21 protein-coding genes are annotated in these 22756 nt (G+C 74.2%); 6 read left to right on the forward strand and 15 right to left on the reverse strand.

All coding sequences use genetic code 11. From position 1 onward, the window contains the following. Entirely contained in the window at positions 1-723 is a 723-nt protein-coding gene (locus tag KPL60_RS19060) for a GntR family transcriptional regulator (RefSeq protein WP_226366689.1), read from the forward strand. Here KPL60_RS19060 and KPL60_RS19065 read toward each other — a convergent pair whose 3' ends face one another. After that, complete coding sequence (locus KPL60_RS19065) at positions 724-1800, reverse strand: pyridoxal phosphate-dependent aminotransferase (protein WP_226366690.1); 1077 nt, start codon at positions 1798-1800, stop codon at positions 724-726. 180 nt (positions 1801-1980) lie between these two features. Then, positions 1981-2460 carry a hypothetical protein gene (locus KPL60_RS19070; RefSeq protein WP_226350247.1) on the reverse strand — a complete coding sequence of 160 codons (480 nt, stop codon included), beginning with the start codon at positions 2458-2460 and terminating at the stop codon, positions 1981-1983. A gap of 286 nt (positions 2461-2746) precedes the next feature. Between KPL60_RS19070 and KPL60_RS19075 the strand changes: the two genes are divergently transcribed. Continuing rightward, positions 2747-4252, forward strand: coding sequence for a sugar transferase (locus KPL60_RS19075; protein WP_226366691.1), 1506 nt, complete (start codon positions 2747-2749; stop codon positions 4250-4252). 25 nt (positions 4253-4277) lie between these two features. Here KPL60_RS19075 and KPL60_RS19080 read toward each other — a convergent pair whose 3' ends face one another. From KPL60_RS19080 to KPL60_RS19095, 4 genes are all read right to left on the reverse strand, one after another. Further along, positions 4278-5561, reverse strand: coding sequence for an NAD(P)H-dependent oxidoreductase (locus KPL60_RS19080; protein WP_226350245.1), 1284 nt, complete (start codon positions 5559-5561; stop codon positions 4278-4280). Next, positions 5561-6124: a dTDP-4-dehydrorhamnose 3,5-epimerase gene (gene rfbC / locus KPL60_RS19085; RefSeq protein WP_226366692.1), complete on the reverse strand. Its 564-nt coding sequence runs from the start codon at positions 6122-6124 to the stop codon at positions 5561-5563. The genes KPL60_RS19080 and rfbC overlap by 1 nt, the downstream gene beginning before the upstream one ends. A 112-nt stretch (positions 6125-6236) precedes the next feature. Beyond that, a complete protein-coding gene (locus KPL60_RS19090) occupies positions 6237-6971 on the reverse strand; it encodes a hypothetical protein (protein WP_226366693.1) in 735 nt (244 codons plus the stop codon). A 104-nt stretch (positions 6972-7075) separates the two neighbouring features. Further along, a complete protein-coding gene (locus tag KPL60_RS19095) occupies positions 7076-7663 on the reverse strand; it encodes a DUF4232 domain-containing protein (RefSeq protein WP_226366694.1) in 588 nt (195 codons plus the stop codon). A gap of 162 nt (positions 7664-7825) precedes the next feature. Between KPL60_RS19095 and KPL60_RS19100 the strand changes: the two genes are divergently transcribed. Then, positions 7826-9640: an aminotransferase class I/II-fold pyridoxal phosphate-dependent enzyme gene (locus KPL60_RS19100; protein WP_226366695.1), complete on the forward strand. Its 1815-nt coding sequence runs from the start codon at positions 7826-7828 to the stop codon at positions 9638-9640. Further along, positions 9637-10278: a bifunctional 2-polyprenyl-6-hydroxyphenol methylase/3-demethylubiquinol 3-O-methyltransferase UbiG gene (locus tag KPL60_RS19105; protein WP_226366696.1), complete on the forward strand. Its 642-nt coding sequence runs from the start codon at positions 9637-9639 to the stop codon at positions 10276-10278. Before KPL60_RS19100 ends, KPL60_RS19105 begins: the two co-directional genes overlap by 4 nt. Here KPL60_RS19105 and KPL60_RS19110 read toward each other — a convergent pair. The 5 genes from KPL60_RS19110 to KPL60_RS19130 are packed head-to-tail and all read right to left on the reverse strand — an operon-like array spanning position 10260 to position 15726. Continuing rightward, positions 10260-10910, reverse strand: a complete 651-nt coding sequence (locus tag KPL60_RS19110) for a hypothetical protein (protein ID WP_226366697.1) — start codon at positions 10908-10910, stop codon at positions 10260-10262. The genes KPL60_RS19105 and KPL60_RS19110 overlap by 19 nt on opposite strands. Then, the gene (locus KPL60_RS34740; RefSeq protein ID WP_226366698.1) at positions 10822-12267 is read right to left on the reverse strand and encodes an O-antigen ligase family protein; all 1446 of its coding nucleotides are present in this window, start codon (positions 12265-12267) and stop codon (positions 10822-10824) included. The genes KPL60_RS19110 and KPL60_RS34740 overlap by 89 nt, the downstream gene beginning before the upstream one ends. Continuing rightward, on the reverse strand, positions 12264-13058 hold the full coding sequence (locus KPL60_RS19120) for a WecB/TagA/CpsF family glycosyltransferase (protein ID WP_226366699.1): 795 nt from the start codon (positions 13056-13058) through the stop codon (positions 12264-12266). Before KPL60_RS19120 ends, KPL60_RS34740 begins: the two co-directional genes overlap by 4 nt. Next, positions 13055-14299 (reverse strand): hypothetical protein, encoded by a 1245-nt coding sequence (locus KPL60_RS19125; RefSeq protein WP_226366700.1) that lies wholly within the window; start codon positions 14297-14299, stop codon positions 13055-13057. Before KPL60_RS19125 ends, KPL60_RS19120 begins: the two co-directional genes overlap by 4 nt. Continuing rightward, positions 14296-15726 carry a polysaccharide biosynthesis tyrosine autokinase gene (locus tag KPL60_RS19130; RefSeq protein ID WP_226366701.1) on the reverse strand — a complete coding sequence of 477 codons (1431 nt, stop codon included), beginning with the start codon at positions 15724-15726 and terminating at the stop codon, positions 14296-14298. Before KPL60_RS19130 ends, KPL60_RS19125 begins: the two co-directional genes overlap by 4 nt. Before the next feature lie 316 nt (positions 15727-16042). Here KPL60_RS19130 and KPL60_RS19135 point away from each other — a divergent pair, with 316 nt between their 5' ends. After that, positions 16043-17485, forward strand: coding sequence for a sugar transferase (locus KPL60_RS19135; RefSeq protein ID WP_226366702.1), 1443 nt, complete (start codon positions 16043-16045; stop codon positions 17483-17485). Between the two features lie 9 nt (positions 17486-17494). On the opposite strand, the gene KPL60_RS19140 is transcribed toward KPL60_RS19135, so the two are convergent. The 3 genes from KPL60_RS19140 to KPL60_RS19150 form a co-directional block, all read right to left on the reverse strand. Continuing rightward, entirely contained in the window at positions 17495-18205 is a 711-nt protein-coding gene (locus KPL60_RS19140; protein ID WP_226366703.1) for a hypothetical protein, read from the reverse strand. Between the two features lie 85 nt (positions 18206-18290). Beyond that, a complete protein-coding gene (locus KPL60_RS19145; RefSeq protein ID WP_226366704.1) occupies positions 18291-19817 on the reverse strand; it encodes a hypothetical protein in 1527 nt (508 codons plus the stop codon). An 89-nt stretch (positions 19818-19906) separates the two neighbouring features. After that, on the reverse strand, positions 19907-20587 hold the full coding sequence (locus KPL60_RS19150) for a hypothetical protein (RefSeq protein WP_226366705.1): 681 nt from the start codon (positions 20585-20587) through the stop codon (positions 19907-19909). A 226-nt stretch (positions 20588-20813) separates the two neighbouring features. Here KPL60_RS19150 and KPL60_RS19155 point away from each other — a divergent pair, with 226 nt between their 5' ends. Continuing rightward, positions 20814-21989, forward strand: coding sequence for a glycosyltransferase (locus KPL60_RS19155; protein ID WP_226366706.1), 1176 nt, complete (start codon positions 20814-20816; stop codon positions 21987-21989). A gap of 2 nt (positions 21990-21991) precedes the next feature. Here KPL60_RS19155 and KPL60_RS19160 read toward each other — a convergent pair whose 3' ends face one another. Next, positions 21992-22732 carry an FkbM family methyltransferase gene (locus KPL60_RS19160; protein ID WP_226366707.1) on the reverse strand — a complete coding sequence of 247 codons (741 nt, stop codon included), beginning with the start codon at positions 22730-22732 and terminating at the stop codon, positions 21992-21994. Between the last annotated feature and the right edge of the window lie 24 nt (positions 22733-22756).

Below are 22756 nucleotides of genomic sequence, written 5' to 3' on the forward strand. Positions count from 1 at the left end.
GTGCGTCACGAGCCGGATCTGCTCCGCGAACCGCCCCCGGCCGACCGGCTGATGGAGACCGCCTACCGGCGGCTGAAGCGGTCGATCATCGAGCTGCACCGTCCACCGGGCACCCAGTTCTCCGAGCAGGCGGTCGCGCGCGAGTTCGGGCTGAGCAAGACCCCGGTCCGCGAGGCGCTCGCCCGGCTGCACCGTGACGGGCTGGTCACCCCGCAGCCCCGCGCCGGGTACGTGGTCTCCCCCGTGACCCTCAGCGACGTCGGCGACCTGTGCGCGATGCGCTCGTTGCTGCAGTCCGAGACCGCGGCGCTGACCGCGCGGCACGGCCTGTCCGCCGGCGAGGCGGCCCGCCTGCAGGAGCTCTGCGTCGACGACGAGGACGGCCAGCTCGGCGGACCGCGCTTCGAGGAGCGGTTCCGGGACAACTACGAGTTCGAGTCGATCATCGCCAACGGCTGCCGCAACGCCCGGCTCGCCGCGGCGGCGGTCGACACGCTGGACGAGATGGAGCGGGTGGTCCGGCTGGCACTGCGGCTGGACCCGTCGATGCCGCCCGGGCGGATCGACGAGCGCCGGGCCCTGGTCGACGCGGTCCTCGCCCGGGAGCCGGACACCGCGCGGGCCGCGATGGCCCGGCGGACGGCGTCCGCGCAGCGGGAGATCGTCGGGGCGCTGACCGCGAGTGCCGCGGTGACCAGCGCCCCGATCGCGCTCCCCCTGTAGTCAGGCGAGTCGGCGCCCGAGCTCGACGATCCCGGCGTCCGGACCGCCGTACAACAGCCGGGCGTGGTCGGCGGGGCCGCCGAACGCGTCGCCCGCGAGTGCGACGATCCCCCGGGCGAGCAGTGCGTCCTCCAGCTCCCGGCCCGCGCCGATCCGGGACAGGTCGGCGAACGCGAAGATGCCCGCCGTCGGCGGCACGACCGGCACGTCCGCCGTCCGCAGCGTCTCGACCAGCAGGTCCCGCTTGCCCCGGAACAGGCCGAACACCGTGTCGAGCCAGTCCTGCGGGCCGGTCACCGCCGCCTCCGCGGCCGCCTGCGGGATGTCCCCGACGTTGATCGCGTCCCACTCGAACGCGGTGTGCACGCGGTCCAGCAACGGCGCGGGGGCGTGCACGTAGCCGACCCGCCAGTGGGTGAACGCGTAGTTCTTGCTGAGGCTCGTCACCGTCACCAGGTCCGGGTGCCGGTCGCGCAGGGACTGGAGCGGGACGTAGCCGGGTCCGTCGTGGACGTAGCGCTCGTAGGACTCGTCGGAGAGCACGACGAGCCCGTGCCGCGCCGCGAGGTCGACGAGCTCGGCGAGCCGGTCCCGGGTGGGGGTGTGACCGGTCGGGTTGTTCGGGTTGCAGAGCAGCAGCGCGCGGGTGGCGGGGGTGATCGCGGCCGCCAGCGCCGCCGGGTCGGCCGCCCAGCCGTCGCCGGCGCGGGCCGGGACGTGCACCGGGTGCGCGCCGGCCATCCGGACCATGCCGTCGAAGAAGTAGGTCGGGGTCGGGACCAGCACCTCGTCGCCGGGCCGGAGGAGCGCGCGCAGCACCACGCTCATGCCGTGCTGGGCGCCGTGGGTGACCAGTAGCTCGCGGTCCGGGTCGTCCGCGCCGATGCGCGCGGCGAGCGCCGCGCGCAGGCTGGGCGACCCCCGGCTGAGCCGCGGGAACGGGGTGCCCGCCACGGCACGCACCGCCTCGACGACGTGCTCGGGCATCGGCAGGACCGGGACGCCACCGAGGACGACCGGGTCGGGGCGGGAGGCTCCGCGCTCGGCGAGGGCGAGGGCGGGAAGACGGTCGAGCATCGCAGCTCCTGATGACGGCACCGCGGAACGGGTGCGGAACGGTCCCGGGCGGCACGCGGCGGAGGCGTGCGGGGCCCGGGCGGGGACGAGCTCACCGGGGAGCGGTGTCATCAGGCCGCCCCGGCGTCACCGGACACTACCCACGGCGCCCCGGGTCCGCGAGGCCCCGGCACCGGAGGCTCAGAACGGCAGGTGCCCCGACAGCACGACGGCCGTGGCGACGGCGGCGGTGAGCACGACCAGGACCGCGGCCACCGTCGTCCGTCGGCGCCCCGTCGTGGGACCCGCCGACGTGGCGGCGGTACCCGGGTGCGACCAGAGGGGCCGGCCCGTCCGGCGGGCGGCGGGCCACGGCGCGACGCCGTCGTGCTCCCGGCGGGCGGCCGCGGTCAGCGCCGCGGCCCGGTCGGCCGTGGCGGGGTCGACTCCCCCGTCCCCGGCCAGCGCGGCGAGCAGCGCGCGGGTCGCGGCCTCGTCGTCGGGCAGGGTCCGTCCGCGGACGATGCCGCGGACCCGCGTCACCGGGGTCCGCAGCCGGCGCGCGATGTCGCGCTCGGACCGGCAGCCGTTCCGGTCGTGGACGGTGTCGAGCAGGTCGAGCAGCTCGCGGTGCGGACCGTGCTCGGGCCAGGACGTCCGGTCGAAGCGGCGCAACGGCACCCGTCGCCTCCTCACGCAGGATGATCGTTCGATCACCTGTCGCATTCGGGCCCGGCGGCGTTACTCAATTCTGATGAGACGCCGCGATCCACAAAGGTGATGACAACCTCCGGACCGCTGTAGGGCGATCGGCGCAACTTCCGCGGATACCGGCCGGTGATCGTTAACGGTCCGCGCGCGAGGGCCGACAACGGGGACAGCGAACGGTGCACTCCGTGTACCGGCCGGGCGACGGCGCCGACCCCAGCGGCCCCGTGGCCCCCTCTCCCAAGGAGCCTGCCGTCCCGTGAGCACGCACCCCGACGTCTCGCACGCATCCGAGTGGACGGTCCCGAGCCCACGGGTCCCCGTGGCGGACGGCGGGGCCCACCGCCCCGGCCCGCATCCGGACCCCGAGCACGGGCGACGACGGTTCACCGCCCTGGTCGTCCTCGGCGACCTCACGACCGTCGCGGTGCTCACCGCGGTCGCGGTCCTGGTGGGGCTCACCGGCTTCGAGGCCGCCGACCGCGCCCGGATCGGCTCGGGTCTGCTCGCGGCCGGTCTGCTGGCCGTCGCGCTGCCGCTGTCCCGCGCCTGGGACGGCCGGGTGCTCGGCACCGGGTCGGCGGAGTTCGTGCGGGTGGCCCGGGCCGTGGTCCTCGCCGACGTGGCACTGGCCCTGGGCGGCCTGGCGCTGATGGTCGACTCGTCGCGGGAGTGGGTGTTCCTGCTCGTGCCGGGCACCGGACTCGCGCTGCTCGGTGTGCGGTTCGCGCTGCGCAAGATGCTGCACGCCCAGCGGGCGCGGGGCCGGGGCCTGGCCCCGGTGCTGGCGGTCGGCGAGGAGGCGTGCGTGGCGGACCTGATCCGCCGCACCCGTCGCGACCCGTACTTCGGCTGGCGGGTCACCGGGGTGTGCACCCCGACCGGCACCGGCACCGGGGGCGGCTACGTCGTCGACGGCGTCCCGGTGCTGGGCGACCTCGACGCCGTGACCGGGCTGGCCCGCGACGGCGGGCACCGGGTCGTCGCGATCTGCCGCTCGCCGGGCTGGGGTCCGGCGCGGCTGCACCGCCTCGCCTGGGACCTGGAGGGGTCCGAGACCGAGCTCGCCGTCGATCCCGGCCTCATGGAGATCGCCGGGCCGCGCATGCACATCACCCCGGTCGACGGGATGCCGCTGCTGCGCCTGTCCGAGCCGCGGTTCTCGGGCGCGTCGAAGATCGTCAAGTACGTCGCGGACCGCGCGGTGGCCGCGCTGTTGATGCTGCTCGTCGGTCCGCTGTTCCTGGTGCTCGCCGTCGCGGTGAAGCTCGGCGACGGCGGCCCGGTGTTCTTCCGCCAGGAGCGCGTCGGGACGCACGGCCGGACCTTCGGGATGCTGAAGTTCCGGTCGATGTGCGTCGACGCCGAGGCGCGGCTCGCGTCGCTGGCCAACGACCACGGCGACGGCCCGCTGTTCAAGATGCGCCGCGACCCGCGCGTCACCCGGGTCGGGGCGTTCCTGCGCCGGTACTCGCTCGACGAGCTGCCGCAGCTGCTCAACGTCCTCGGCGGGTCGATGAGCCTGGTCGGGCCGCGTCCGCCGCTGCCCCGCGAGGTCGCCGCCTACGCCGACGACGCCCGCCGCCGCCTGCTGGTCAAGCCCGGCATGACCGGCCTGTGGCAGGTCAGCGGCCGCAGCTCCCTGACCTGGGAGGAGTCGGTCCGCCTCGACCTGCGCTACGTCGAGAACTGGACCCCCGCGCTGGACCTGCTGATCCTGTGGAAGACCGTGGGCGCGGTGCTCCGCAGCCGCGGCGCCTACTGACCCGGCGCCGCGGCCTGCGGGCCGCTCAGGCGAAGAGCTTCTCCTGCTCCTCGCGCAGCGCGTCGACGAGCCGGCCCGGGGGCAGGGTCACGTCGTCGTAGGTGAGCACGGCGTCCTTGGCGACGTCGCGGATGAGCGTGCAGCCCTCCGCGACACCCATCGGGAGCAGCCGCTCCGACCGCGTGACCGGCGAGGACTCGGCGACGCCGTAGGTGTCGTAGCCGCCCAGCCCGTCGACGGTGTGCCCGGCCCGCAGGTCCTGCTTGGCGGTGGCGACGACGTCGACCCGCTGCCCCGCGGGCGGGCTCAGCGCGGCGTCGGCGAAGTCCACGGCCCGCACGATGGTGTTCGGGACCTCGAAGTGACACAGGTGGTACGGGGTGTAGAAGCTGTACAGCGGGCCCTCGCCGAGCTTGTACAGGTTCAGGTAGTGGCGCTGCTTCGGGTCGTCGTGGGTGCCGAGCACGTAGATGCCGGGGCCCGGCTTGGCCCCGACCACGTAGTCGACGACGCCGCCCAGCTCGCGCAGCTCGTCGACGTCGTAGGTCTGCGTGAGCTCGTCGACGTGCCCGGCGTGGTCGCGCCCGTACATGCCGCGCTTGCCGACGGTGAAGCCGAACGCGTTGGCCACGATCGCCTGCTCGAACGACACCTTGGTGCCGTCGGCGAAGCTGGTGACCATGTAGGGGTCCTGCCCCCACTTCTCGGCGAACGCCTGCTGCGTGGTGGGCGTGCGGTACTCGTCCTGCAGACCCTTGATGTTGCCGGCGACGAGCGGGGTGACCCCGATGCCCTTCACGAAGCGCAGCAGGTTGGCCTGGACGCCGGGCTGGTCGCCGTCGGCGCCGGTCAGCACGACCCCGGCCGCGCGGGCCCGGTGCGCGAGCAGCGGGCCGACGGTGCCGTCGAGCTCGGCGTTCATCGTGACGACGGGCAGCCCGCGCTCGATGGCGGCGACGGTGACCCGGGCGCCGAACTCGACCGCGCCGGTGACGTCGACGAGCACGTCGATGTTCTCCGCCGCGAGCAGCGCGAAGGCGTCGTCCAGCACGGCCGGGACGCCCTTCGCGATCATGGCCTCGACCTGCGCGGTCGTCGACACCTCGACCGGCTCCAGCCCGGCCTCGGTGTAGGCGCGCACGGCGGTGGCGACGGTGCGGTTGGCGATCGCGGCGACGTCCATCCCGGGGGTGGAGTTCACGATCTGGTTGACCAGGCCGCGGCCCATGAACCCGGCGCCGACCAGACCGACGCGGATCGGGCGGTTCTCGGCGGCGCGCTTCGCGAGGGCGGTGTCGAGGATCAGCATCAGCGGGCTCCGGTGACCGACGGGAAGTCGGCGTTGTCGGCCAGCAGCGGCCAGTTCGCGTCCTTGTCCGAGACGTGGTCGACCGCGTGCGGCCACGCGACGTCCAGGGCCGGGTCGTCCCAGCGCAGGCCGCGCTCGGCGCCCGGGGTGTAGGGCGTCGAGACCTGGTAGATCGTCGTCGCGTCCGGGGTGAGGGTGAGGTAGGCGTGCGCGAAGTTCCGCGGCACGTACATCGCCCGGTAGTTGTCCTGGGACAGCTCGGCGCCGAACCACTGCAGGTAGGTGTCGGAGTCCGGGCGCAGGTCCACGATCACGTCGAAGATCGCGCCGCGGACGCAGCGGATGACCTTGACCTCGGCGTTCGGCTCCAGCTGGTAGTGGAAGCCGCGCAGGGTGCCCGCCTCGTGGTTGTACGAGAGGTTGCACTGGGTGATCGTCGGGTCCAGCCCGGCGTCGCGGAACTCCTGCTCGCAGAAGGCACGGGCGAAGAAGCCGCGGTCGTCCTCGAGTCGCTTCAGGTCGATGAGAGCCGATCCGGGGAGCGGGGTCTGGTGAATCTCCACGCCCGGCATCATCGGCCAGGGCCGGTCGGCCGTTATCGGGGCCCCCCACGACCGTGGCGAGGGCAACGATGACGGTCACGCTCCGTGCGCGCGACCGCCGCCGTCCTCACGGTCAGCTACTCGACCAGAGCGTCGTTCCGTTGTCGGAGATGATGATCCGGCCGTCGTCGGTGACGGACAGGAGCGCCGTGGGACGGGCGGCACCGGGGCTGGTCCACACCGGGGCGCCGGAGGCGTCGTGGACGACGAGGTGCCCGTCGCCGTCGAACTCGACGCGCGAGTGGCCCGACCACCGGTCACCCAGCACCCGCTGCAGCGCCCAGACCGGGGTGCCGTCCGGGCGACGGGACAGGACGAGGTTCCCGTCGTCCTGGAACCGCAGGGCATAGGCACCCGACGGCGACGTGTACTCGCGGCCGCGCTCCAGGTCGGTCTTCGCCGGGATCCCCGGCGACCGCACGTCGACGGTCACGGTGAACGAGCCGGTGTTGTCGTGGTGGAAGTCGACGTTGTCGTTGACGATCAGGTACAGCTCGCCGTCCTCGGTCGCGGTGTGCTGCACCGCCGGTCCGACGAGGAAGGCCGGACGGGGCGGGGCGTCCGGGGCGAGCGGGTAGCGCGGCACCTCCGGGCTGATCATGCCGAGGAGCGCGACCGAGGGCAGTGACGCCACCATCGACCGGCCGTCGGCCCGGCCGCCGTCGCCCTCGGGACCGAACTCCCGCGCGCTGTTCTGGATCCGGATCCGGCCCGTCGCCGTGATCGAGACCGTCGCGCCGCGACCGACGTGGACTCCCGTGGGGAACCACTTGGCGGACGTGGCGGGGACGAACGTCAGGGTTGTCATCGTCGGTCTCCTGGCTCGGGACGACGGTGGCGGGGCCACCGCGGATCGGTCGAGTCGATCACGCGGCGGGCCCCGGCGAATCGTGCCGATTGACGATCTGCCCGTCAGACCGACCCGGGCGCCACCGGGTGGATGTAGGTGCCGGGGTGGGTCGCGCCGTCCTGGCGGAGGACCGGGCCCTGGTCCCACTTCAGCGTCGTCGACGTGGTCTCGTCCGGAGCGGTCACGACGATGTCGGTCGGCGTCCAGCTGTCGCCGGGCAGCCAGGTGATCACGGTGTGCGCGGTGCCGCCCGGCTTCACGACGACCGAGGTGGGCTGCTCCCCGGCGCGCGGCAGCGAGTACGACGGCCCCCACTGCGGGTCGTCCGGGCCGCGCAGGTCGACGCCGCCGAACCCGGTCATCGTGCAGGGCGCGTCGGAGGTGTTGCGCCAGACGATGGTCGTGTCCTTCTGGTCGTTGCCGAGCGTGGTGCCGACCGACGCCTCCACGGTGCCGCTGGTGCAGCGGGCCACCTGCCCGCTCTCCGGCGACGCCTCACCGGTGGGCTGCTGCGCGGCCGTGGTGGGCGCCGACGACAGCGCGGCCGGGGCCTGTGCGGGGGCCGGGGCGGCGTCGTTGCCTCCGCAGCCGGTGACGAGCAGGCCGGCCGACAGCAGTCCGATCAGGAGCGAGATGCGGTGAATCGTCATGCGCGACACCGTTCCCCGGTTCGCCGGGCCCCGCCGCGCGACGGACGGAGGACCACCCGGAGGTGGGACACCCGCACCGGGTAACAGGAGGTCAGGGCTCCGCGAGTCCCTCCACACGGCTCTCGTGCCGGTGGAGTCGACGAGGAGATGCGGGGGACCCGGATGCGCGCGATCATCCTGGCGGCCGGGCTCGGCCGCCGCATGCTCCCCCTGACCCGGGACACCCACAAGACCCTGCTGCAGGTCGGCGACCGGACCATCATCGACCGGCTCATCGGCTCGCTGGAGGAGAACGGCGTCACCACCGTCACCGTCGTGACGGGCTACCTCCACGAGCAGCTCGAGCGCCACCTGCTCGAGCACCACCCGCACCTGGACATCTCGTTCGTGCGCAACCTGCGCTTCGACGAGACCAACAACATCTACTCGCTCGCGCTGGCGTTCGAGCAGATCGACATCGACGACGACCTGCTCCTGCTCGAGTCCGACCTGATCTTCGAACCGGCGGTGATGCGGCGGCTCATCGAGTGCGACCGGCCCAACGTGGCGCTCGTCGACCGGTACCGGATGGGTCTCGACGGGACGGTCGTGACGGTGTCCGGGTCCGACGTCATCACCCAGGTGATCCCCGCGTCGCTCCAGGACGCCGCGTTCGACTTCACCGACAAGTTCAAGACGCTGAACCTGTACAGGTTCTCGGCGGAGTTCTGCCGGGACGTGTTCAGCAAGCTGCTGCGGTACTACACGCAGAACTTCGACAACCAGTGCTACTACGAGCTGATCCTCGGGATGCTCGTCTACATGGGACAGGCCCGGATCCACGCCGAGCAGCTCGACGGCGAGACCTGGGCCGAGGTCGACGACCCGAACGACCTGGAGAACGCCGACTACCTGTTCGCACCCGACCGTCGTCGCCGGCACCTGGAGTCCTCCTGGGGCGGCTACTGGAACCACGAGCTGCTCGACTTCGCCTTCATCCGCAACATGCACTTCCCGCCGGACTCGCTGGTCTCCCAGATGCGCGCCTACCTGCCGCGGCTCATGGAGAACTACGGCTCGGCCCAGTCCGTACTGGACCGCAAGCTCGCCCACCACCTCCTGTGCCGTCCGGAGCACGTCGTCCTGCTCAACGGTGCGGCGCAGTTCTTCCCGACGCTGCGGACGGCGTTCGCCGGGGCGCGGGTGCTGGTCCCGTCACCGACGTTCGGCGAGTACCCGCGCGCGTTCCCCGGCGCCTCCGTCTACGACGACCGTGGCACCTTCGACCCCGACGCCGTCGCACGCGCGGCACGCGACCACGACCTGCTCGTCGTCGTGAACCCGAACAACCCGACGGGCACCACCGCCCGCACCGCGGACGTGGTCGCGGTCCTCGACCGGCTGCGCGGGAGCGGCACGACGGTCGTCGTCGACGAGTCCTTCATCGACTTCTCCGACGAGCCCTCCCTGGTCCCGCTGCTGGAGCGGGAGCCCCGCGACGGCGTGGTCGTGCTCAAGAGCCTCAGCAAGACCCTCGGTGTCCCGGGTCTGCGGATCGGCTACGTGTTCAGCACCGACCCGGCCTGGACCGCACGGGTCCGCGACGACCTCCCCGTGTGGAACATGAACTCGGTGGCCGAGCACTACGTGGAGTCGCTGCTGAAGTACCCGTCGGAGCTGGTGTCGTCGTTCGAGCGCACCAAGCTCGACCGGGACCTGTTCGCCGAGGAGCTGCGCGTGCTGCCCGCCGTGACGGCCGTCCACCCGAGCGGCGGCAACTTCCTGCTGGTGGAGCTCGGCCCGGACGCCGCGGCCGTCGCGACGTTGGAGCAACGGCTGCTCGTCGAGGAGGAGATCCTCGTGAAGAACGTGTCCGCGAAGTTCCCCGGCGACCGACGGCTCTGGCGGCTGGCGGTCCGTTCCGTGGGGGAGAACCGGCGTCTGTGCCGCTGCCTGCACCGGCTCGCCCCCGTTCCCGAAGAGGTGGTGTCCCGATGACCCGCAGCGACGTGTGGCGCTCGGTCTGGAACGACCGCGACGACGACCGCGCCGACTGGAACGGCTACGAGGCCACGATGCCCGCCGCGGAGTACGAGCGGTTCACCGCCGCCACCGCGGACCTGGTCCGCCGCCGGCTGGGCCTGGGCCCGGACGACGTCGTCGGCGACCTCGGCTGCGGCACCGGGCGGATCGCGGCGCACCTGGCACCGCACGTCGCGGCCGTCCACGGCTTCGACTACTCCGAGACCGTGCTGCGTGTCGCGCGGGAGCGCCGCGACCTGCCGAACGTCGAGTACCACTGGGCGGACCTCAACGACCTCACGTTCGAACCGCACGGCCTGACCCAGGCGTTCTCGGTCGGCGGGTTCCTCTACCTGGACTCCGAGCGCACCGCGGTCGACCTGATCCGTCGCCTGCACGTCGCCGGTATCGGGGTGGCCGTGCTCGACATCCCCGACAGCAGCCTGGTCGACACCCGCGAGCGCGCCTACGACCGGTCGGTCTACAGCCACCTCGCGATGGACGCCGACCGGCTGGCCGCGGCGTTCCCCGGCGCGGGGATCCACCGCGACGAGCTGGGGCTCGACTACGCCAACGCGGGGGTCCGGTTCAACTTCTACCTGCCGGTGTCCTGAGCCGGTCCGACGACCCAGGGGCGGGTCTCGACGACCGTCCCGTCGTCGGTGAGGTAGTGCCAGTCGGTGACCGGGATGCGCCAGTCGCCGTAGTGGCGGCGCAACAGTCCCTCGTGGTCCACCGGCTTGTTCCAGCGCCGGCCGAGGAAGGAGAAGGTCTCCGGGCGCTGCGCGGGGATCCGGCCGAGGACCTCGACCGGTTCGAGCCCGTCGCTGCCGAACATGCGGTACTCCTGCTCCTCCCCGGTGGTGGTGAGCCGGAAGAACTCGAACTTCGAGCCGCGCCGCACGAAGACACGTTCGCGCAGCTCGCCGTCGGAGTCGCGGTAGCTGAACCACGGCCGGAACCCCGCGGCCCGCAGCGCGGGCACGGCGGCGGCGAACTCGGCGTCGGCGCTCGCGTCGTAGCAGAAGTCGGCGTCACCGACGTCGTGGGCGAGCAGACCGCCCTCGCGGGCCCAGCCGAGCAGCATCCCGCCCCAGACCCAGTAGTGGGCACCGAACCGGGTCCCCGCCAGGACGTCGTTGAGCAGCAGCAGGTCCTCACGGAACGCCGCCGCCCGCCGTCGGCGGTGCGCCGGGGCCAGCAGCGGCAGCCGGCCCGCCACCCGGTGGGCGGCCAGCGCGAGCACCGTCCGCGGCCGGATCTGGCCGTTCTCCGGGACCGACCGGAGCCGGTCCAGGCGCCGGGCCCGCGAGCGCCAGCCACGGACGAGGTCGTGCCACCGGGACGTGACGGAGCGGGACGTCGTGACGGTCATGGGGTTCCTCCTCGTCGGCCGGTGCCGGATCACGGTCCAGCCGGGCCAGGGCCAGTGCGACGACGACGAACACCGGCACCAGGTGTCCCGCGTCGAGATCCTCGAACACCGACCAGACCGCGACGGTCGCGACGATCGCCCGGGGCAGCGCGGAGCGGGCCGCGCAGGTCCGCCACAGGGCGACCCCGCACACCAGCAGCGCGAGCAGCCCGACCAGGCCGGCGCGGAAGGTCAGGCCGAGGTAGGTGCTGTGCGTGGCGATGCTGGCGACCAGCCCCTCGCCACGCGGCTTGAGTCCGTACCCGAGCACCGGCAGGCCGAGCTCGGCGAGCCGGTCGAGCGTGGCGGTGTAGATCGCTCCCCGGGACTCCGCCGACCCCGCGCGGGCCGCGTTCACCGTGGTCACGGCCTCGACGACGCCGGGGGCGAACCCGGCGAGGCCCGCGGCGAGCAGCCCGCAGGCCGCCACGACGACCGCGGGTCCCGTGCGGCGGGCCCGCCAGAGCCGCCGCAGCAGGACCACCAGCAGGGCCACGGCGAGCGCGATCTGGGTGGCCCTGCTGTAGGACAGGTACACCGCGGCGACACAGGCCACCCCGGCGAGGAGCCGCCACGGTGCGGGCGCCCAGGAGCGTGCCGCCGGGCTCAGCAGGACCAGCACCGTCAGTGCGGACACCGCACCCGACCACGTGGTGTTGCCCATCATCCCCACGGCGCGCAGGACGCTGCCGTCGAGCCACCCGTGCACCACCAGCTCGTCGGTGGTGAACGCGGCGACGCCGGGCGGGAGCGATCCCGCGTACCGCGCCAGCAGCGGGACCGGCAGCAGCGTCGGGTACAGCCACACCGCGACGACCGCGACCACGCTGTGCACGGTGCCCACGGTGAGCACCGCGCGGACCAGGCGTCGCAGCTCGTCGGGCCCCGACGCCGCGACGACGCCGGTCATCGCGGCGAGCGCGAGCCACACGGCGACGTTGGCGGCGAGCCCGACGAACCGGTCGACGGAGGCGTACCCGGCAGCGGACCCGATCGCCGCGGACAGCACCAGCGCGGCGGCCACGACCAGCAACGCACCGCTCACCGCGGTCAACCGGGACCGCAGCAGCGCCGGGAGCAGCACCACGGCGGCCAGCACCCAGAACCCCGCGGCGAGGCCGAGCGTCCAGAGCACGACGTAGGCGAGGACCAGCCCGGCGAGCCGGCCGCCCGGTCCGGCCGTGCTCACGGTGGGCCGCCGGTCGTCGTCCTGCCGGACAGGGCGAGCCGCGCGACGGTCAGGGCTCCCCGGCCGTAGCGGGACGCGAGGGCCGGTCGCTGGGCGAGGCGCCAGAGCCACTCCAGGCCGCTGCGGCCCGCGATCCCGGGCGCCCTGGCCTCGTCGCCGGTGAGGAAGCCGAGCAGCCCGCCCGCGGTCAGCACGAGCGGAGCGGTGATGTCCGGCAGGTGGCGGCGTACCCAGCCCGCCTCCAGCGGCATGCCCATCGCGACGACGAGGACGTCGGGGTCCCCGGCCCGGATGGCGGCCAGCGCCCCGGCGTAGTCGTCGCGGTAGCCGTCGCACACCCCGGCGTCGACGGCGCCGAACCGCTCCCCGAGGACGGCGGCCGCACGTCCGGCCAGGCCGGGCGGCCCACCGACGATCGCGACCCGGGGCGGGCGGCCGAGCTCGAACGCGAGCCGCTCGACGATCTCCGGGGCGACGTCGGTCGTGGTGGTGCGTTCCATCCAGACCGCGCCCGCGAGACGTCCGAGCAGCACGACCGACATGCCGTCGGCGTAGACGAACCCGGCGGAGTTCATGGTCTCCGCGAACTGCGGGTCACGGGCCGCGTTGAGGCCGCCGACGTGCATCGCGAACATCACCGTCGGCCGCGCCGCCCGGCGCTTCACCGCGTCCACCGCGCGGTCGACGATGTCGTGGCGGGCGAGGTCGACCACGTCGATCCCGGCGATGCGCACGGTCGGCAGGCCCGGACGCTCGGCGGTCCCGCGGGTGGGCGCCGGTTCGACCGTCATGGTGCCTCCTGGGATCGCTCGGTTCGGAGGGCCGCGGTCCACAGTGCGCAGGACGCGACCAGATGCAGGCAGGCGAAGGACCAGGCGAAGGTGACGACGTCGCCGCGCGACAGCGCGAACAGGCTGCCGCCGGCGACCAGGGGGGCGGTGATCGTCCGGCAACGGAGGATCGTGCGGGTCGCCCCGGAGGTGAGCAGGGCCAGGGTCGGGATGGTGGTCAGGGCGGACACCGCCTGCCGGACGGCGAGCGCGGCGACGACGGTGGCCGCGACCGTCCACGTCGGGCCGAGCAGCGCGGTGCCCCACACCGCGGGGAGCAGGGCCAGGCCGAGCCCGCAGGCCAGGGCGGCCAGCGCGACGCCGGAGAACACCGGTGCGGCCGCGCGGAGCCGGCGGGTGCGTCCCGGGGGCAGGTCGCGCAGACGCGGGACGGCGGTGGTCTCGCAGGCGAGCAGCAGCACGGTGACCGGGCCGAGTGCGGTCTGGCCCAGCCGGAGCGCGCCGGTGGCCACGACCGTCAGGAACACCCCGGCCGCGACCAGGACGACCTGGTCCAGCCCGGTGTAGACGAGGTGGTCGAGCAGCAGGTGGCGTCCGGCCCGGGACCCGGGCGGGGCCGGATCGGGTCGCCAGCGGGACGACCACGGTGCGAGCACGGTGAGGGCGGCGACGGCGGGCGCCACCGCGAGTCCCGCCGCGACCACCAGGAACTCCCCGGTCACCAGCGGGACGACGGCGAACCAGGCCAGCCCGGTGAGCAGACAGACGATCTCGCCGCGGGTGAGCACCGGGTAGCGACGCGTGCCCTGGTGGTGGGCCCGGACCGCGTCCCAGTAGAGGACGGGCGGGAGACCGAGCGCGAGCGCCCAGCAGATGTCCCGCAGTCCCCCACCCGCGACGGCCCCCACCACCGACGCGACGACCGCGGCCGTCCCGGACAGCGCCAGCACCCGCGTCCGGACCTCCCGCTGGGGCGGACGTTCCCCGGCCCCGGGGCGGATCATCATCGGGGTCAGGATCCCGGCCCGCGTCACCCCCACCGCGAACATCAGCACCAGCTGCACGACGGCGAACCGTCCGAACGCCACGACGTCGAGCCGGCGCGCCACCAGCGCGGTCGCGGACAGCGCGTACAGGCTGGCGGTGGCCTGCGGGGCCGCCGCGGTGCGCCGGAGGAGGTCGGCCCCCGGGATCCGCGACGCGCGGGGCGGCGCGGCGGTGAGGACGGGCCGCCCGGTCACGTCGGGACCCTCGGGTCGGGTTCCGAGCGCTGCGGCACGACGGTGGCGGCCGGGGCCCCCACGGCGGGGGCCGGCGGGAGCGGGTCGCGGCGGTAGTCGGCGTACTCCGCGACGTGCGACGGCGGGCTCGCGCTCACCACCGTGCCCAGTGGACGCACCGAGACGGTCGCCAGGACGTGCAGCGCCTCCGCGACCCGGGGATAGGTCGCGGTCCGGTACCGGCACACCAGCAGCACACCGTCGGTGGCGGGAGCGAGTGCGGAGGCGTCGGCGAACAGCAGCAGCGGCGGGGTGTCGACGAGGACGATGTCGAAACGGGACCGGGCGGACGCCAGCAGTGCCGTCATGCCGTCGCTCGCCAGCAGCTCGCTGGGGTTGGGGACCGGGCAGCCCGCGGCGAGCACCGTGACCCCGGCGGAGCCGGCGTGCTGCAGGGCGCGCTCGAACGACACCCGTCCGACCAGGACGTCGGCGAGCCCGACCGTCGGCTCGACGCCGAGGGACTCGGCCAGCGCCGGACGGCGCAGGTCCGCGTCGACGACGAGCACGCGGCGACCGGCGGTGGCCAGCGTGGCGGCGAGGTTGACGACCGTGGTCGTCTTCCCCTCCCCCGACACCCCGCTGGTGACGAGCACGACCCGTCGCGGCCTGGCCACGTCGACGAACGCGAGCGTGGTGCGCAGCCGGCGGAACGCCTCCGCGAACTGACCGGTCGCGGCGGCGGTGGCGACGAGCCGGGTGCTGCGCAGACCGGCGTCGGTCGGGACGGACGCGAGGGTGGGGACGCCGCTGACCTCCTCGAGCCGTTCGGTCGACCGCACCGACACGTCGAGCAGCCTGCGGGCCAGCACCACGCCGCAGGCCAGCGCGAGGGCGACCGTCGCGCCCACCGTCGCCAGGAGCGCGAGGCCGGGCGGGGACGGACGGTCCGGCGCCACGGCGGGCTCGACGACGCGCAGCGTGACGGGCGCGACGGCGTCGGGCCCCGGCGGCGTCTCCATCTCGGCGACGACCTGCGTCATCACCCCGCCGATCCGGTTGGCGATCGTCGCCGCGCGGGCCGGGTCCCCGTCGCGGACCGCGACGTCGATGAGCACCGAGTCCTCCGTGGAGGTCGCGGTGACCCGGTCGGCGAGGTCCTCGGGACGCTCCGGCAGCCCGAGCTCGTCCACGACCTCCGCACTCACCCGGCGACCGGTCACCAGCAGGGTGTACGAGCGCACGCGTTGCTCGGACAGCTGTGCGCCCTGGAACGCCTGCTGGGAGTCGGCGGCGCCCCGGGCGGACACGTAGAGCGTCGCGTGGGCCGTGTACTGCGGCGGCAGCACGACGAAGAGGCCGGCGCCCGCGGCTCCGCCGAGCAGGGTGACCAGGACGATCGTGAGCCATCGCTCACGCAGGATGCGCAGACAGTCGGCGACCGTCATCGCCCGTCACCTCCAGCACTGGGACCCGGCGGTCGCGACGCGCGGTGACCCGGTGGTCATCCCCCGTGTTCACCCCGGCGCCGTCTCCCGTTCGTGCCACGACACTCGCCGGTCCTGCCACGGCGTTACGGGGAGTAAGCGGTACTGCTCCACTGATCCCATATCGCAAAACCGTCAGCTCCGTCGCGATCACGGGGTGTGCCTTGTGGACCCCGATACCGCTCCCGACCTGTGCAGCGGCTAACGCGACGCCCTCGTGCCACGAGGAATGCCGCAGCGCCCCGGCACGGGGAGTGCGCACGGGGAGGAGGCGGCGATGACCACCACCACGCCGGACGGGACCCGGACGGCGGCGGACCGCACCGTGGCACCGCGACCGGGATGGCCGAGGCATCCGGTGCGCACCACCGTCGTCGTCGACCTGTGCGCGGTGGCACTCACCGTCGCGACGGCGGTCGTCGTCGGCCTGACCGGGGAGCCCGCCGCCGACCGGGCACGCATCGGCACCGGGGTGGCCGCCGCCGTGCTGATCGCCCTGGCGCTGCCGGCCACGCGGGCGTGGGAGGCGGTGGTGGTCGGCCAGGGGTCGGTCGAGTTCGCCCGGGTCGGCCGGGCCGTCCTGCTGGCCGACGTCACGCTCGCCCTGACCGGGCTCGCCCTGCTCGTGGAGTCCGCACGCGAGTGGGTGTTCGTGCTGGTCCCGCTGACCGGGACGGTGCTGCTGGCGGCACGTTTCGCACTCCGCAAGGCCCTGCACCGGCAGCGCGGTCGGGGGCGCGGCCTGACCGAGGTCCTGGCGGTCGGCGACGAGACCGCCGTCGCCGGACTGATCCGGCGGACCCGCCGGGACCCCCACTTCGGCTGGGTGGTCACCGGGGTCTGTGTCCCGACCGGCGCCGGGGTCGCGATCGACGGCGTCCCGGTGCTCGGTGACCTGGACTCCGTGCCGCGGATCGCGACGGCGGGCACGCACGGTGTCGTCGCGGTGTGCCAGGCACCCGGCTGGGGCCCGGCGCGGCTGCACCGCCTCGCCTGGCACCTGGAGGGCTCCGACACCGAGCTCGCCGTCGACCCCGGTCTCATGGAGATCGCCGGCCCGCGCATGCACATCACCCCGGTCGACGGGCTGCCGCTGCTGCGGCTGTCCCGGCCGCGTCTGACGGCGGTGACACGGTTGCTCAAGCACGCGGCCGACCGGCTGGTCGCCGGTCTGCTCCTCGCACTGTCCGCCCCGGTGTTCGTGCTGGTGGCGGTGCTGGTGAAGGCGGGCGACGGCGGCCCGGTCCTGTTCCGGCAGGAACGCGTCGGCGCGCACGGACGCGCCTTCGGGATGCTCAAGTTCCGGTCGATGTGCGTCGGCGCCGAGGCCCTGCGGACCGCGTTGACCTCCGACGGCGACGGCCCGCTGTTCAAGGTCCGCGGCGACCCGCGCGTCACCCGCGTCGGGGCGTTCCTGCGCCGGTACTCGCTCGACGAGCTGCCCCAGCTGCTCAACGTCCTCGGCGGGTCGATGAGCCTGGTCGGACCCCGCCCGCCGCTGCCCCACGAGGTCGCCACCTACGCCGACGACGCCCGGCGGCGGCTGCTCGTCAAACCCGGCATGACCGGGCTCTGGCAGGTCTCCGGACGGTCCACCCTGACCTGGGAGGAGTCGGTCCGCCTCGACCTGCGCTACGTCGAGAACTGGACCCCCGCACTGGACCTGCTGATCCTCTGGAAGACCCTCGGCGCCGTGCTGTCCGGGCGCGGCGCCTACTGACCCGGGCGCTCAGCGGGACACGGCCGCCGCCCGTGGGGCCAGCTCGGCGACGACGGTGTGCACGGCGTCGAAGATCCGTCGTACCGCGTCGCGGTGGGCGGACTCGGGCCCGCCCATCGGGTCGGGGACGGTGTCGTCGGCCCGGGGGACCGTGCCGCGCGCGGCGCGGGCGAGACCGACCAGCGACCGGCCCCGCTCGACCGGGTCCGGCGGGAGCGCGGTGGTGTCGGCGGCCACGGCCAGTCGGGCGAACTCACGCAGCGCGAACGTGCGGTCCAGCAGGTGTGGGTAGCGCTCGAGGACGGCGGAGCGGTGCCGCACGTCGGCCCCGAGCACCAGGTCGGCCCCGGCGACCGCCCGGTCGTCGAGACCGCGGGCCCGGAACGCCTCGGCCCGGGTGTCGAGCCCCCACGGCGCGAGCTGCGCCCGGGAGAACGGGTGCATCCCCGACCCGACGACGGCGGCGACGCCGGCGCTGGAGACCTCCACCCGCGCGGCCGCCCGCCCGCCGAGCCGCCCGACCAGCAGGGACCGCATCAGCAGCTCGGCGGCCGGCGAGCGACAGATGTTGCCCGTGCACACCACCAGCACCCGGAACCGGTCGTCCGGTCCGGAACCCCGGGGGACCTGCTGCGGGATCGCCGGCGCACCGGTGGGACGGGCGTGCGGCGGATCCGGTGGCTCAGCACGGGTGTCGGCCCGCTCCGCCAACGATGTCATGGCCCTCCCCCGACGGTCCGTCCTCCGTTGAGTCGTGCGGAGGGCTCCGGCCATTTCGCCGGACGCCCGCGGGCCGCCGAGATCATCAAGATTGATGAGAACCCGGTGCCAGCGACCAGATGTACAAGGTCCCGAGCCCGGTGACCTCACCCCGGTAGAGCGGCGGCGCGGCGCACACGTCGAGACCGACCCGCGGCCCCGTCCCGAAGTACGGCTCCTCGACCCGGCACCCCACGGTCTCGCCGGGATGGGTCAGCCGGGCGAGGTAGCCGACCCCACGGTCCGCCAGCCACTCCCCCGCCGTGCCCGCCTGCAGGGCGCGCAGGTAGTCGACCGAGCCGACCAGCCCCTCGGTCTGGACGACGGGGTGACGGGTGGAGTAGGCGAACGTCCCCGCCCAGTCCCCCATCGCGATGACCGCACCCGGGGGCAGGTGCGCGTCCGCCCACGCGCCGGCGTCGATGTCGCGGGTCGCCGGGGACACCGACGTCGGGAGCTCGCCCAGCACCCTGCCCTGGTTCAGCACGACCGCGCCGAGCGCCGCCACGACCAGCGCGACGACCAGTGCCCGGCTGCCGGCGCCGCGGACGACGGCGTTCCCGATCACGCCCGCCGAGAGGACGAGCGCGACGACACCGCAGCTGAAGTACCAGCTCTGCAGCTCCCACGACGTCGCGACGGCGTAGTAGCCGACCTGGACGACCGAGGCGGCGCACAGCAGCACGACGAGCGCACGCAGCGGCCGTGCGTACTCGGCCCGCAGGCCGACGACCCGCTCGGCCCGACCGGGCGCGAGGAGCAGCACGGCGCACGCCGAGGCGAGGAGCACGGTCGCACCGAAGAACATCGGGAGCGGTCCGACCTGCCCGTAGAGCAGGAAGTCGACCACCACCCGGCCGTTCGCACCCCGCGGCCCGAGCTGCTTCGCGAGACCGCTCACCGGCACGGCCGTGCCGAACCACAGGTGGTTCAGCACCAGGTAGAGCCCGAAGGTCACCGCCGTCGGGGCGAGGAGGGGCACGAACGTGCGCAGCCACACCGACACCGGCCGCCCCCACGTCCCCCGGGCGACGAGCAGCGCCACCCCGGCCACGACGACCAGGAGGTCCAGGCGGGCGAGCACGAGGCAGGCGAGCAGCACCCCCGTGCCGGCCAGGATCCGGCGCCCCGGCGGCCGCGCGGTGAGGAGCCTGCCGCGCAGGACCAGCAGCACCAGTCCGAGCAGGAGCACCGTGGCCACGGCGTTCTCGCATCCGCCCCACCACCGGGAGTGGACCAGCAGGGCCACCAGGCCCGCCGTCGAGCCGTACCCGGCCCCGAGGACCGAGGCGATCCGGTACAGCAGGTACACCGCCCCCACCCAGAGCAGCGTGAGCAGGACCATGGTGACCACCAGGGCGTCGCCGCGGTCGGACACCGGCAGGTAGGCCGCCGACAGGATCCAGAACCACAGCGGCTGGTAGCCGTTGGTCGGGGTGATCCCGTCGAAGGTCGGCCCGAGCCCGTCCGACCAGTTCAGCGCGGTGAGCAGGTAGTAGTACAGGTCGTCGGAGGCGAAGGCGAGCGGGCGGCGCTGCGGCGGGAGCACCGCGAGCACGGTCAGCTGCACCACCGGTGGCACGACGGCGACGAGCGCGTGGATCGTGCGGACCGCTCCGTTCCCGCGGACCCCGGCCCGGTCGGCCGCCGTCGTGGTCCGGGTCAGCGGACGACCGTCTCGTCGACGTGGAACAGCTTGCTGTCCTGGTTCAGCGGCCCGATCACGCGGGCGGGGCTCCCGGCGTAGATCGTCCAGGGCTTGGGCAGCCTGCGGGTCACCACCGAGCCGGCGGCGACGAGGGCGTACTCGGGCACGCGCGCACCGGGGAGCAGCGTGCAGCGGGTCGCGACGAGCGCCCGCTCCTCCAGCACGACCGGCTTGACGGTCTGCCTGCCCTCCGCCACGTCGACGGAGTGGGTGAGGATCATCGACCAGTAGCCGGCGACGTGCGAGTAGTCCTTGAACTCCACACGGTCGCAGCAGTCGAGCAGGTTCATCACCTGGAGGCTGGCGTTGACGCCCATGATCAGCTCGAGGTGACGGTCGAGACCGGCGAAGAAGTCCTTGTCCCGGCCGACGGCGTTGATCCAGTTGAGGTGGTTGACCAGGGCACCCCGGTCGAGCCGGACGAGCTCCAGACCCCGGATCAGGTTCAGGTGCCCGATGCGGGCACCGGGCCCCATGACCAGCCGGTCCACGTTGACGACCGAGCGGCCGATCGTCGCCGTCGGGTGGATGTCGTGGCCGAGGAGCCGGTGGTGCACCGACCTCCGCAGACGGGCGGGGAGGACGACCACCAGCGCGGCCAGGAACAGTCGCGGCAGGGGGTGGCGGACACGCATCCGGGAGCTCCTTCCGAACGCCGCGGGCACCGGTCGGGGGAACGGTTGCGGCGTCGATCCTGGCTCATCTCGGTGGTCACACGCCGCGCGTTACGGATCACTGCCGGTCCGGCACCACCGCCTCCGTGACCCCGCCCCGCACGCCGGCCGGGAACGGCGTCCGGGAGGATCCGCGGACAGGACCGGGCGGTGCGACCGGGCCGACCCACACCGTCCGGAGGCCACAGTGGATGTCGAGCGGCGCGCGATCTCCGTGCTGCACGTGATGGGTGTGCTCACCGGGGACCGCGGTGGCGCGACCACCGCGACGCTCGCGATCGCCGAGGCGACCTCGCTGGCGGGCGACCGGGCCACGATCCTGACCACGGTGGCCCCCGGCGACGACCTGGACGCGGTCCGGTCGCTCACGGGCGTCGACCTCGTCACCGCTCCCCGGCACGCGCCCCGGCACGTGAGTACGTCGCTGCCCCTGGTCGGGTGGCTGTGGCGGCACGTGCGCGAGCACGACCTGGTGGAGGTGCACGAGGTCTTCGCGTTCCCGACCGTCGCCACCCGGGTGGTGTGCCGGCTGCGCGGGGTGCCGATGGTCGTCCACCCGCACGGGTCGCTGGAGCCCTACGACATGCGCAAGCACGCCCGGGTCAAGGCGCTGCTGCGGCCGGCCCTGCGGCGTCTCCTCACCGGCAGCGCGGCGGTCTGGCTCACCGCGCAGCGGGAGGCGGACAACCTCGCCCACCTCGGCGGCGGGATCACGACGGTGGTCACCCCGTTGCCGGTGCGCCCCGACGGTCTGCGCGGGGACCGGGCCGCCTTCCGCGCCCGGTACGGCCTCGACGGCTCCGACCGGGTCGTGCTGTTCCTGGGCCGGCTCGACCCGAAGAAGGGCATCGACCGGCTCGTCGAGGCGTTCGAGCGGGTCCGCGACGACGACGAGCGCGTCCGCCTGGTCGTCGCGGGGGGCGGCGACCCCGGGTTCGTCGCGACCGTGGAGCACCGCCTGGCCTCCGGCCGGCACGCCGCGTCGGTCCGGACGACCGGGTTCGTCGCCGGGCAGGACCGGGCGGACGCCTTCGCCGGCGCCGACCTGTTCTGCCTGCACTCGGACCGGGAGAACTTCGGGATCGCCCCGGTGGAGGCCGCCGGGGCCGGGCTGCCCGCACTGCTGTCGGACGAGGTGTACGTCGGCGACGACCTCGCCGCCGCCGGGGCCGCCGTGGTCGTCGCCGCGACCGACGTCGCGGCCCTGGCCGGGGCGATGGCCCGGCTGCTGGCCGACGACGCCGAGCTGGCGCGGCTCGCGACCGCGGCCCGGGCCGCCGGTGCGGGCTTCGCGCCGGAGCGGGTGGCCGAGCTCGACGCCGGGGTCCGCCGGGAGCTGCTCGGCTCCCGGCGGCGGGGCTGACCTCAGGTCCCGGCGGCGTCCGCCCGGCGCCGGAACAGCAGGTCCGCCTGGAGCTGCCGGCCGGCCCGGGTCGTGACCCCCGAGACGTGGACCAGGTCGAAGCCGCGGTCGGCCAGGAAACCGACGACCTCACCGGCCAGCGCCTGTCCGGTGTAGAGCTCGACGAACGAGCACTCGCACAGCAGCTCGTCGACCCGGCCGAGGTCGTCCCCCGCACCGCGCAGGACCTCGAGCTCGAAACCCTGGACGTCGATCTTCAGCAGGACGGGCCCCTCGGCCGTCGCGAGGTGTCCGGCCAGTGTGGTCACCGGGACCTCGCGGGTCCCGGTGGCCGCTGTGCCGGGGAAGACCTCGGCCTGGTGCCCGATCGGGAGCAGCGACGACGAGTCGTCGTGCCCGGACACGTGGATGTCGACGGCGCCGGGGCTGCTGCCGACCGCGGTGACGTGCACCTCGACCCGCCCCGGGACGACCTCGTGGATCCGGCGCGCCGCCTCCGCCAGCGGTTCGAAGCAGACGATGCGGGCCGCGGGCCAGGTGTGCCGGGCGAAGGTCGCGAACTGGCCGCGCGAGGCCCCGACGTCGACGACCGTCGCGAAGTGCGGCCCGAGGCCCGCGTCGGCGTGGTCGGTGGACGCGAGCACCCCCTTCCGCAGCGCGGCCCGGTATCCCGGGTGGCGCAGCACCCGGGAGAGCTTGCGCGCGCGCAGACGGGCGAGTGAGACCTGTGTGGACAGCGACATGTCGAGTGCTCCTGGCCGGACGTC

Source organism: Pseudonocardia sp. ICBG162 (assembly GCF_020496225.1).
Lineage (GTDB): Bacteria > Actinomycetota > Actinomycetes > Mycobacteriales > Pseudonocardiaceae > Pseudonocardia > Pseudonocardia alni.